We start from the raw sequence: 9,424 nt of genomic DNA on the forward strand, positions 1-9,424 counted from the left end.
GGTGGCGATGTGCGGTTCGTCGAGGAACGTCTCGGTGAGCGGCCGCTTCACGTTTGCTCCCAGTCTTTGCGGTTCTTGGTGGACTGAGGGGGACGCTACTATCGCTGGCATAGTAGGTACCTAGGGGAAAGTAATGGGAAAGAGGGCTTGATGTGACTGAGGGCACAGTGCGGGCGGCTCGGGAGGTCGATCCGGAGCAGGCTTGTCCGATCGCACCGGTGGTCGACATCGTCTTCAGCCGCTGGACCACGCCGATCCTTTGGGCGCTGAACGAGTACGGCAAGCAGCGGTTCGTGGAGCTGGAACGCCGGATCACCACAATCACGCCGAAGGTGCTGACCCAGCGACTCCGCCAACTGGAACGCGACGGACTCATCGTGCGCACGTACTACGCGGAGGTCCCGCCACGGGTGGAGTACGAGATCAGCGAGTTCGGCCGCAGCCTGGCGCCCTTGTTCGCAACGCTCGCCGACTGGGCCGCCTCGAACCTGGACAAGGTCGAACAGTCCCGCCAGATCTACGACGCCAGAGAACCAACCCCCACCCGCCGAACCTGACTCACCAGCTCGGGTGCTCGTGGACAGTGGATGGTGGGCGGGGGTTGGGGCGGGGCAGGATGGCGGCATGGGTGACTTCGAGGTGGACGCTGTTCGCAAGCAGTTCCCGGCGCTGAGTGAGGGTGCGGCGCATTTCGACGGGCCGGGTGGGTCGCAGACGCCGCAGGTGGTGGCGGATGCCGTGGCCCGGACGATGGTGTCGGCGCTCGCCAATCGTGGGCAGTTGACGGTGGCCGAGCGGCGAGCGGACGGGATCGTGGTCGGCGCGAGGCAGGCGATGGCGGACCTGCTCGGGACTTCACCGGGCGGCATCGTTCTCGGTCGGAGTATGACCCAGTTGACGTACGACTTCGCTCGGACCCTCGCCAAGTCGTGGGGCCCCGGCGACGAGGTGGTAGTGACCCGGCTGGATCACGACGCCAATGTCCGGCCGTGGGTGCAGGCGGCCGATGCCGTCGGCGCGACGGTCCGCTGGCTCGGGTTCGACCCGGCGACCTCCGAACTCGACGACATCACTCCGCTGCTGTCGTCCCACACCCGGCTGGTCGCGGTGACCGGCGCCTCGAACCTGATCGGTACCCGTCCGGACGTCCCCGCGATCGCGTCGCTCGTGCACGATGCCGGAGCGCTCGTGTACGTCGATGGCGTGCACCTGACCGCGCATACTCCGGTCGATGCGGCGTACGCGGACTTCTACGCGTGTTCGCCGTACAAGTTCTTCGGGCCGCACTGTGGGGTGCTCTCGGCCGCGCCGGCGCTGCTCGAGGAGCTCCATCCGGACAAGTTGCTCCCCGCAACAGATGCGGTGCCCGAGCGGTTCGAGTTCGGGACGTTGCCGTACGAACAGCTTGCCGGCACCACCGCAGCGGTCGACTTCATCGCTGGTCTGGGAGGCACGGGGGAGAACCGGAGAGAGCGTTTGCTGAGTTCTCTGGCGTTGCTGGAGAACTATGAGGACGAGCTGCGGGTGGAGCTGGAATCCCGGCTCGCGGCGATCGACGGAATCACCTTGTACGGCCGGGCGAAGCGTCGTACGGCGACTCTGCTCTTCTCGGTCGCCGGCTGGGAATCGACCGCCGTTTCGGCCGAACTCGCCAAGTCCGGGGTCAATGCGCCTGCCGGATCGTTCTACGCGCTCGAGGCGTCGCGGCATCTCGGCCTGGGTGATTCGGGAGCTGTCCGGGTCGGCCTGGCGCCGTACACGAACCAGTCTGACGTCGACCGCCTGGTCGAGGCGGTGGAACGACTAGGTTCCTGACGGTCGCGGAGGGGGAAGCCTCCTGATGACTCAAGGAGGCCCGCCCCATGCCGACCAGATTCGCCACCATCGCCGTGTCTGTCCTACTCCTGACCGCAACCACCGTCACCACTGCAGCCGGCTCCCCGCCGGCGTCAGCACCAACCCGCGTCGCAGCGCCATCGGATCCGGCGCGCGCGGAACTGCGGGGAATCGTCGAGAACGTCAGCGGTGCGACGGGCAAGCGGTACAACACCAGGGACGACGCCGGCCACGTGATGGACACGGTGAAGATCATCCAGGACACCACCGGCGGCTATCTGGCTGTCTCCCATCACATGGCCTCCGACGGGCACTTCCGGGTCAACCTCGCGACCTCGACCGACCTGCTCACCTGGCACTGGGTCCGCGAACTCGCCGGCAGCGGCACCGGCCCCGCCTCCCAGCCGACCATCGCCCAGGCATCGAACGGCGGCTTCGTCCTCGCCTGGGAGCAGGAGCAACCAGGCGGCGGCAACAACCACCTCGCCTTCCGGTACTTCGCAAGCCGCGCCGACCTGCTCGCCGGAAGCGTCTCGAGGTCCTTCGACGCATCGCGCGCGTTGTCGTCCTGCGCCGAGGGGACGCCGAACATCTACGGGATCACGCTCTCTCCCGATATCGACCACTCGACGATCGACCTCGGCGGCCACTACTGGTGGAACTGCGACCGCGACCGTCAGCAACGCGGCCGGCTGACGAACTTCAACTCGTGGACCACGGCGGCGCAGCCGAACTTCGACAACGCCCTGCTGCATTGGGGAGTGGGCGGCAATATCGGCGATCGCGACCAGGTGATGTTCCGCGGCTACAGCTTCGGGCTGATCGAGGGGCAGTTCACCAAGGGCGATTTCGGTTCCTGGCGGACCTTCGTCTACGACTACCAGACGGGCAACGCCGACCAGACCACGATCCGTACCAACGGTGGCAGCACCGCCTTCGCGAACCCGGCAGCGAGCGCTCTCCGTGCTCCGAACGGTGCTCCCGCCCTCGTCATCACGCTCTTCATCCCCAGCGAGGGCGCCGCCCCCGGCGAATCCGGCCAACTCATCTACTACCAGACCTACTGACCCAGGAGAGCTGGCTACTCTTCGGCCGATACCCATGGCGCCCGGGTCGTGGGATGCTCCACCTGTACCTCGCTGCATCCCGGGGCGGGGTCAGTTTCCTCCCGTGCGGGGGACGGAACAGGAGGCCTCGCATGACCAACCCCATTGCCCCCTTCGCCGTGCAGGCCGACGAGGGCACACCGCTGGAGACACCCACAGCCGACTCGGTGTACATCAAGGCGCACACAGGAAATACCAACGGATCGCTGACCGCGATGGAACTGGTGATCTCACCGAAGTCAGGTCCCGCGCTGCATACCCATCTTCGCGAGGACGAGCTGTGGTACGTCCTCGAGGGGGACTTCCGATTCAAGATGGGTGACGAGCTGTTCCGGGTGTCGAAGGGCGGCCTCGCGTTCGGACCGCGGGGCACACCGCACAACTTCCAGAACGTCGGCGAGACGCCGGGCCGATTGTTCGTCGTCACCACCCCCTCGGGAGTGGAGCGGTTCTTCGAGCAGTTCGCCGACCTCCTGCCAGGACCGGTAGAGCCTGAAAAGCTCTCCGCCGTCGGCCTCGCCAACTGGGTCGAGTTCGTCGGTCCGCCGCTGGGAGTTTCCGACCCCCTCTGAAAGGTCGCCGATGCCGCTGAAGGCACCGAACAAGGTTTTCGTCCAGATCGACCCGTCCGACCCGTTGCTCACCGCAACTCCAACCAGCCAAGGCTGGACAACCGCAGGCGTAACGATCGACTGGACCGCAGAGAGTGCGAGCGGTGGTGAGGTGCGGGTGGCCGCGGTCGGTGGGGTATGCCGGGTGGTGTTGAGGTGGGATCAGCCGGTGGGTGCCGCGGCACTCGTCCTCGGTGATGCCTGGGAGCGCTCGTACGGCGATCTGCAGTGGCGGAATCTTCAACCTGAGCGACTGCTGCCGTGGTACTGGTTGGCACACGATCAGCAGACGGGAACGACGACCGGTATGGGTGTCGACGTCCATCCAGGCGCGTTCTGCTCGTGGACCGTCGACCTGACCGGAGTCACCTTGTGGCTCGATCTCCGCAACGGTGGCGGCCCGACCCAGCTCGGCGGCCGCACTCTCAAGGCTGCTGTGGTCCGGCAGTTCGTAGACGCCGGCACCCCCTGGCAAACGCTGCAGGTCGCCATCACAGCCATGAGCTCCCGACTACCGTCGCGCCCTGAACCCACACCGGTCGTCGGCGCCAACAACTGGTACTACGCGTACGGCGAGGGCTTCGACGAGAAGGCCGTTCTCCAGGACGCTGCCACGGTCGTCGAGCTGGCTGACGGTCATCCGGTCAAGCCGTTCAGTGTCGTCGACGACGGCTGGAACCCCGGCGGCAACGGCTCCGGCGGCCCCTGGGAGAGCGGTATCTCGGGGCTCTTCGACGATATGGCCGGCACCGCCGACGCGGTGAAGGCACTCGGCGCACGGCCCGGCCTGTGGTTCCGCCCGTTGCTGTCGCGAGAGAGCGGTCCCTGGGGCCGCCCCGGTACCGCCGACGGACCTGGCCGCGCCCTGGATCCGTCGTACCCGGAGGTCCTGGACCTGATCCGCTCGGATCTGCGGCGCTTCAAGGACTGGGGTTTCGAACTGGTCAAGCACGACTTCAGCACCTACGACGTCTTCGGGCGGTTCGGCCCGGCGATGGGTGCCCGGCTGACCGACTCCGGCTGGCAGTTGCACGATCCGACCCGCACCACGGCCGAGATCGTGCTCGACCTGTACCGCGAGATCCGCGCGGCAGCGGATGACGTCGTAATGATCGGCTGCAACACCGTCGGTCACCTGGCCGCGGGCCTCGTCGACGTTCAGCGGACCGGCGACGACACCTCCGGACGGGACTGGGAGCGGACCCGGAAGATGGGGATCAACTCGCTGGCCTTCCGGTTACCGCAGCACCACAAGTTCTTCACCCTCGACGCGGACTGCGTGCCTTGTACGCCGCAGACGCCCTGGCAGCTGAATCGCCAGTTCCTGGACCTGGTGGCCCGCTCAGGGAGCGCTCTCTTCGTTTCTGTCGACCCGTCCGCGCGGACGGAGCGGACCGATCGGGATCTGAGCGACGGTATACGGTTGGCGCTCAGTGGTGGTGATGCCGCCGACGGTGGAATCGAGCCGCTCGACTGGCTGGTCAACACCACGCCGAACGCCTGGCGAACCGGTAGCGGCACTGTGCGCTACGACTGGTCGCTGCCATGGGGTGCGGACCCAGCCTCGGGCTGAGGTGACGCTGGAGCGAGGACAGGGGGAGTGGTGAGCACTGAGCAGCCGCCGGCTGTGGTGCGCCGGGGTACGAATCTGGACCGTGTCGGCGGGTTCAACGACACCGTGGTGCTGGACGCGATCCGGTGTGCGGAGCAACGGCTCAGCCGGGTCGAGATCGCGGCAGCAACCGGTCTCTCGGGCCAGGCCATCTCCAATATCACCCGCCGCCTGCTCGATGCCGGCCTGGTCCGTGAGGCGGGCCGCCAGAAGGGCACGGGCCTCGGCAAGCCACGGACCCTGCTCGAACTGGAGCCCACCGGCCAGTACGCCGTGGGGGTGCACCTGGATCCGGCGGTCGTCACAGTGGTCGTGCTCGACCTGACCGGGCAGGTGGTCGCGCGCCGCCGGACCGACACCGCGGTGGCGGAGGATCCCGACGTGATGATCGCGGGCATCGCCGCGACGGTCGAGCAACTCATCGTCGAGGCGGGCGCCCCGAGGGAGCGGGTGGTCGGCGTCGGGATCGCCGCACCGGGCCCGATCGATGTGGAGCGCGGAGTCGTCGTCGATCCGCCCAACCTGACCGCATGGCACCTGGTGCCGGTGCGCGACGCGTTGCGCGAGCTGACCGGGCTGCCGGTTCTGCTGGACAAGGATGTCACCGCTGCCGCCTCCGCGGAGAAGTGGGCCGGTGGCCCGAACGGACGCGGCAGCTTCGTCTTCTTCTACTTGGGCACCGGTGTCGGCGCCGGACTGGTCATCGGCGACGAGGTGGTGCGCGGCGCGACCAGCAACGTCGGCGAGATCGGCCACGTGATCGTCGACCCGGACGGTCCGCTCTGTTTCTGCGGCCGCCGGGGATGCGTCGGCGAGACCAGCCAGCCGCGGTACCTGGTCCAGCAGGCGGTGCAGGCCGGAGTGTTTGCCAAGGGCATCGACCTGGACGACCATCATGCGGTCGATATCGCGTTCGGCTACCTGTGCTCGCTGGCCGCCGAGGCGCCAGGCGTGGCGCGGGAGATCGTAGTGTCCTTGGCGGAGCGGGTCGCCAAGGTGGTGGAGGACATCGCCAACCTGCTGGATCTGGAGCGGGTGGTGTTCGGCGGACCCCATTGGGACCAGCTCGCAGCCTTCTTCGACGAGTCCGTCCGGGCAGCGCTGCAGAAGCGCTTCCTGGTCCGTGCAGTACACCCGTTCGCCGTGGTGGGCACGGCGCTCGGTGCGGACGTCGGAGCTGTCGGCGCGGCCAGCCTCGTACTCGACCACACGTTCTCGCCCAATCCTTCGGTGCTCCTGCTCGGACAGCCGGACAACGTGCTCCCCGCAGTTCAGATCGGCTCTGCTGAAAGGTGATGTGTTGATGACGGGTATCGATCCCATGGTCCTGGCCCGCGCCGCCGACGAGGTACGGCGGGCGACCGGCGACCCGGTGATCGCGGAGATGTTCGAGCGGTCGATGGCGGAGAACCTACCGGCGGTCGCGGAACGTCTCCCGGACGGCACCACCTTCGTCTTGACCGGTGACATTCCTGCCATGTGGTTGCGGGACTCCGCTGCCCAGCTCCGTCCGTACCTGGTGCTGTGCAAGGAGGACCCGGCGCTGCAGGACGTGCTGATCGGCGTACTGCATCGGCAGTTGGACTACATCGCGATCGATCCTTATGCGAATGCGTTCAACCGGGAGGCCAACGGCGCCGGGCACACCACCGACGAGACCGAGATGGCGCCGTGGGTGTGGGAGCGCAAGTACGAGATCGACTCGCTGTGCTACCCGATCGAGCTGGCCTACCGGCTCTGGCGGATCACCGGCCGGGACGACGTGATCGACGATCGGTTCAGGACGGCGGCAACCGCGATCCTGGAGCTCTGGACGATCGAGCAGGACCACGAGGCGCGTTCGCAGTACCGGTTCCAGCGGCACGATGATCGTGCATCGGACACGCTCACGCGGGACGGGCGCGGGCAGTTGACGCGACCGACCGGTATGTCGTGGAGCGCTTTCCGGCCGAGCGACGATGCCACCGAGCACGGGTTCAACGTGCCCGGCAACATGTTCGCGTCGGTGGTGCTCGGCTATCTCGAGGCGATCGCCGCGGAGGTGCTCCGCGATGAATCGCTGGCCGCGCGGGCGAAGGAGCTGAAGGCCGGCATCGACGACGGGATCGCCGAGCACGGGACTGTCGAGCACGCCAGCTTCGGCCGGGTCTTCGCCTACGAGGTGGACGGGATGGGGGAGCGGTTGCTGATGGATGACGCGAACATGCCGAGTCTGCTTTCCATTCCGATGACGGGATTCGCCGCAGCCGACGACCCGACGTACCTGGCGACCCGCCGGCTGCTACTGAGCTCCGAGAATCCTTACTACTACCTCGGTTCGCGTGCCGGAGGTATCGGCAGCCCGCACACGCCGCCGTCCCACATCTGGCCGATCGCGCTGGCTGTCCAGGGCCTCACGAGCACCTCCGCGGAGGAGCGGCAACACCTGCTCGAGCTCCTCCGCGACACCACCGGCGGTACCGGTCAGATGCACGAGTCCTTCCACTGCGACGACCCGACGAACTACACCCGCGAGTGGTTCTCCTGGGCCAACGCCATGTTCTGCGAACTGGCCCTCGCCCACGCCGGCCTCAGGTGATGTCGCGGCGGCGGGTCGTGTAGAGGGCCAGCGCGACGAACGCGAGGGCGTAGCCGAGGAGCGTCAGGAGAGCGCGTTCTCCGCCGACGGCGTCGCGGACGCCAGGTGGGGCGTCGGTGGCCAGCATGCCGGTGACGCTGAAGACCAGGGCGCCGGCGTTGGCACCGGGCAACGCGTCCGAGAGGAACTCCAGATCCGGCAGCAGGCTGCTGACCACGCCGGCCAGGAGTGTCTCGATCCCGAGGATCCAGACGACCCCCAGTCCGATCGGCAGCGCGACGTTGCGGAAGGCAACAGCTAGGACGGCACCGGCCAGGCACCACATCGTCAGCACGAGCCAGCCGCCGGCCAAGCCCTCGAGCAGGTCGAGCGGACCGGGCCAGTTCATCGGTGCGCTCTCGGTCGCCGCGATGCCGATGCTGCACAGTGCGGAGGCGACGAAGATCCCGAGCACCCAGACGGCCACCATCGTCAACAGGCCGAGGAGCTGGCCGGCCAGGACGGCACCGCGTCCCGGACGCTGGGTCAGGATGGTCTTGAGCGTGCCCCAGGTGTACTCGCCACCGATCACGATCGCGCCGAGAACCAGAGCGAGCGCTCCCGCGAACACCGGGAAGCCGCCGATCGTGTTGTCCATCACCCGCTCTGGCAGCAGCCCGCGCAACACCTCGGATCGTGGGATCCCGTCGGTCTGCGGATTCTCGTCACCGGTGACGTAGCCGAGGTACGGCAGCAGGTAGCCGAAGATCAGGCTCAGCACGAGCCCGGCGCCGAAGAGCACCCAAACGGCTGATCGTTTGCGGAGCTTGAGCAGCTCCGCGCGATAACTACCCAGCATGAGCCTTCTCCTCCTCCGAGGTGGTGAGCTCGAAGAACACGTCCTCGAGCTCTCGTTCGGTGTTGCGCAGTTCGGAGACCGCGATCCCGGCCTCGACGAGTAGGCGGTTAACCTCGGCCGCCCGGTCCGGAGCCACCTTCGCCCGCAGCGTGTCGTCGTACAGGTGCACGGCATCGGGTCCGAGCACGCCGTTCAGAACCGAGCGAGCGCTCTCCAGCGGCGCTGCGCGGATCACTAGTTCCTGCTGTCCGCGGAGTTCCTCGACGTTGTGCTCGGCAACCATCCGGCCGTCGTTGATGATGCCGACCCGGTCGCAGATCTGCTGCACCTCGCCGAGTAGATGACTGGACAGCAGCACGGTCCGGCCGTCGGCGCCGAGCTCGCGGATCAGCCGGCGCATGTCGCGCATACCGGCCGGGTCGAGCCCGTTGGTCGGCTCGTCCAGGATGACCAGTTCCGGATCCTTCAGCAGGGCCGCCGCGACTCCCAGCCGTTGCTTCATGCCCAGCGAGTACGTCGAGAAGCGGTCCCGCGCGCGATCGGCGAGATCCACCAACCGGAGTACTTCCTGGATCCGCGAGCGCGACACCTCGGCGTACTCGGCGAGGACGCGCAGGTTGTCCAGGCCGGACAGGTACGGGTAGAAGGCCGGGGACTCGATCATCGAACCGGTCCGGGCGATCACCTGGGGCTGGCCCGGGGATCCGCCCAGGACCCGGACGGATCCGCTGGTCGGCGCGATCAGGCCGGTCAGGATCCGCAGCGTGGTGGTCTTGCCGGCGCCGTTCGGGCCGAGGAAGCCGTACACCTCGCCGGGATGGACCGTCAGATCGACACCGTCGA

9 protein-coding genes are annotated in these 9,424 nt (G+C 67.6%); 7 read left to right on the plus strand and 2 right to left on the minus strand.

Annotated features, from left to right (window positions below; all coding sequences use genetic code 11):
• Nucleotides 1-152: 152 nt before the first annotated feature.
• The 7 genes from VFG33_RS21145 to VFG33_RS21175 all read left to right on the plus strand — a co-directional run bounded on the left by VFG33_RS21145 (nucleotide 153) and on the right by VFG33_RS21175 (nucleotide 7,743).
• Nucleotides 153-557 (plus strand): winged helix-turn-helix transcriptional regulator, encoded by a 405-nt coding sequence (locus VFG33_RS21145; protein ID WP_325054641.1) that lies wholly within the window; start codon nucleotides 153-155, stop codon nucleotides 555-557.
• Between the two features lie 67 nt (nucleotides 558-624).
• Complete coding sequence (locus VFG33_RS21150; protein WP_325054642.1) at nucleotides 625-1,815, plus strand: cysteine desulfurase-like protein; 1,191 nt, start codon at nucleotides 625-627, stop codon at nucleotides 1,813-1,815.
• Nucleotides 1,816-1,862: 47 nt separating this feature from the next.
• Nucleotides 1,863-2,903, plus strand: coding sequence for a hypothetical protein (locus VFG33_RS21155; RefSeq protein WP_325054643.1), 1,041 nt, complete (start codon nucleotides 1,863-1,865; stop codon nucleotides 2,901-2,903).
• A gap of 131 nt (nucleotides 2,904-3,034) precedes the next feature.
• Entirely contained in the window at nucleotides 3,035-3,514 is a 480-nt protein-coding gene (locus tag VFG33_RS21160; protein WP_325054644.1) for a cupin domain-containing protein, read from the plus strand.
• Between the two features lie 10 nt (nucleotides 3,515-3,524).
• Entirely contained in the window at nucleotides 3,525-5,126 is a 1,602-nt protein-coding gene (locus tag VFG33_RS21165) for an alpha-amylase family protein (protein ID WP_325054645.1), read from the plus strand.
• A gap of 30 nt (nucleotides 5,127-5,156) precedes the next feature.
• Nucleotides 5,157-6,461, plus strand: a complete 1,305-nt coding sequence (locus VFG33_RS21170; RefSeq protein WP_325054646.1) for an ROK family transcriptional regulator — start codon at nucleotides 5,157-5,159, stop codon at nucleotides 6,459-6,461.
• A gap of 7 nt (nucleotides 6,462-6,468) precedes the next feature.
• Nucleotides 6,469-7,743: a glycoside hydrolase family 125 protein gene (locus tag VFG33_RS21175; RefSeq protein WP_325054647.1), complete on the plus strand. Its 1,275-nt coding sequence runs from the start codon at nucleotides 6,469-6,471 to the stop codon at nucleotides 7,741-7,743.
• Here the strand turns inward: VFG33_RS21175 and VFG33_RS21180 are convergent.
• On the minus strand, nucleotides 7,736-8,581 hold the full coding sequence (locus VFG33_RS21180; protein ID WP_325054648.1) for an ABC transporter permease: 846 nt from the start codon (nucleotides 8,579-8,581) through the stop codon (nucleotides 7,736-7,738). The genes VFG33_RS21175 and VFG33_RS21180 overlap by 8 nt on opposite strands.
• Nucleotides 8,571-9,424: ABC transporter ATP-binding protein (locus VFG33_RS21185; RefSeq protein WP_325054649.1), on the minus strand; the 854-nt coding region annotated here is incomplete at its 5' end. The genes VFG33_RS21180 and VFG33_RS21185, both read right to left, overlap by 11 nt.

Source organism: Kribbella sp., from assembly GCF_035687465.1.
Taxonomy (GTDB): Bacteria; Actinomycetota; Actinomycetes; order Propionibacteriales; family Kribbellaceae; genus Kribbella.

What these genes read in the sequence shown, in the direction of transcription:
- VFG33_RS21150 (WP_325054642.1), top strand. Translation starts at nt 625, where the DNA reads ATGGGTGACTTCGAGGTGGACGCTGTTCGCAAGCAGTTCCCGGCGCTG.
- VFG33_RS21155 (WP_325054643.1), top strand. Translation starts at nt 1,863, where the DNA reads ATGCCGACCAGATTCGCCACCATCGCCGTGTCTGTCCTACTCCTGACC.
- VFG33_RS21160 (WP_325054644.1), top strand. Translation starts at nt 3,035, where the DNA reads ATGACCAACCCCATTGCCCCCTTCGCCGTGCAGGCCGACGAGGGCACA.
- VFG33_RS21165 (WP_325054645.1), top strand. Translation starts at nt 3,525, where the DNA reads ATGCCGCTGAAGGCACCGAACAAGGTTTTCGTCCAGATCGACCCGTCC.
- VFG33_RS21175 (WP_325054647.1), top strand. Translation starts at nt 6,469, where the DNA reads ATGACGGGTATCGATCCCATGGTCCTGGCCCGCGCCGCCGACGAGGTA.
- VFG33_RS21180 (WP_325054648.1), bottom strand. Translation starts at nt 8,581, where the DNA reads ATGCTGGGTAGTTATCGCGCGGAGCTGCTCAAGCTCCGCAAACGATCA.